The following is a 1,707-nucleotide window of genomic DNA, read 5'->3' on the forward strand; positions in this document are numbered from 1 at the left end:
CGGCGGGATCGGGCTCGTCGGGAACGATGTCGTGGATCAGCTTCTGTACGTGCAGGTACATGGGGCCTCCTCAGGCGCAGAAGCGGTTCGGTCCCCGCTCGCTGTTCTCGGGGTGTCCCGGTTGCCCCCGGGCTCAATCAATACGCTGCGCTGACGCGGGCGCTTCGTTGATGAACTGATATGAATCAGATTGCTCGACAGCGGTACTCGTAGCCCGGCCGTCAGTCGCGGGTCGACCCGTGCGTGCGGACGAGTCGCCTTGGGCAGCTCATCCGCGATCACGTTCGGCCTCCGCGAGCTGGTCTCGGGTGGTGTCGAATAGTTCGCCCCACGATGCTTCGAACTTCCGGACGCCCTTATTTTCGAGGACGAGGAAGACGTCGGTCAGGTAGCTGCCCAGTGCCATGATGGCGCCGAAGGTCGCCTGCGATGCCTTGCCTTTGCCTGGGATCGTGTTCCCGGTGACCTCACCGTGGTCTCCGAGAGCATCCGTCGTCTCGACGATCGGGGACCCGAGCGCTCCCTCGGTTTGCAAGACGATGTCGTGGGTACCGTAGCTGTGTTCGTATGCTGCCGTGGCCGATGCAGGGAGGACCCCAGTGTGGGGTGACGACGACGCACATTCGATGCGTGATGCGCGCGGGGCGTTCGACGGTGTCACCGCGATCGACTGGGTCGATGTGTGCGTCGATCTGGCCGCCGCGGACGGGGCCGCGCTCGTCGTCGCTGCGGAGGACCACCCCGATACCCATCAGGTGGTGCACGCCACCGACGGTGTCGCTGTGCAGGCCGCCGACCTCGGTTACATCCTCGGATGTGGCCCCCACACAGAGGCCATGTCGACAAGTAATGCGTGCGCTGTGGACGTCGACGACGCTGCCGACCGGGGCCGCTGGCCGCTACTGGTGGACGAACTGGCCGTCAGCGGGATCGGATGGGTGCAAGCGCACCCGCTCGGCGACCATCGTGCCCCGTTGGGCACGCTGCAGCTCTACCGCCGGACGAGGTCACCACACAGACTCGCGGGGGACGACCGCGCTACCCACACCATGATCGCCCAACTCGCTCGCATGCTCGGCACGGACATCGTCGCCGCCGGCGTGGCCGCCGACATGCTCATCCGTCGTCACCAGGACAGCGAGGCGGTGAACATCGCCATCGGGATTTTGACCGCCCGGCACGGCTGCACCGTTGCGGTGGCCTCTGCGCTGCTGAGAGCGGGCGCCTACTCCCGCGGGCACGGCTCCGCGAACGAAGCACATCGCGTCATCGACTCGATCAACTCTGTCGACCCCTGAGGACCAGCCGCTCCCATCATGTACGAGTCGCCGGCCATAGATGGCGACACGGAGTTCGGCTAGTCGGCTCATGGGCAGATTTGACTTCTATGTCGGCGCGGAGGGGGACACGTCAGGTCATCGCCGAGGGTGGCTGAGCAACCTCCAGCGCTGCCCGCACGCCGCCTCGGAGCTGATGTGCAGGTCTACGCGAATCCCCCGGTAGGCACGCCGCGAACCTCGCGACGGTCGTTCCTACGCGGCGAGTTCGCCGAGGGCCCGGGCGAGTTCACCGGCAAATCAGCGACCGGCAATCGACCTGAACCTGTCCGAAGTGTTCGAAGATCATCCTCTTTAGGTGCGGTCGAGAATCAGTCGAGTGGCTTCTTTCGGTGCGTCCCATTGCGGAAAGTGACCGCATCGCTCGAAC

At 65.4% G+C, this 1,707-nt stretch carries 2 protein-coding genes; one reads left to right on the plus strand and one right to left on the minus strand.

Annotated elements, in window-relative coordinates; all coding sequences use genetic code 11:
- Positions 1-268: 268 nt before the first annotated feature.
- On the minus strand, positions 269-535 hold the full coding sequence (locus QRN16_RS21770) for a hypothetical protein (RefSeq protein WP_285190005.1): 267 nt from the start codon (positions 533-535) through the stop codon (positions 269-271).
- Positions 536-626: 91 nt separating this feature from the next.
- Here QRN16_RS21770 and QRN16_RS21775 point away from each other — a divergent pair, with 91 nt between their 5' ends.
- Positions 627-1,298 (plus strand): hypothetical protein, encoded by a 672-nt coding sequence (locus QRN16_RS21775; RefSeq protein WP_285190007.1) that lies wholly within the window; start codon positions 627-629, stop codon positions 1,296-1,298.
- The last annotated feature ends 409 nt before the right edge of the window (positions 1,299-1,707 follow it).

Source organism: Rhodococcus sp. MEB041 (genome assembly GCF_030208955.1).
Lineage (GTDB): Bacteria > Actinomycetota > Actinomycetes > Mycobacteriales > Mycobacteriaceae > Rhodococcoides.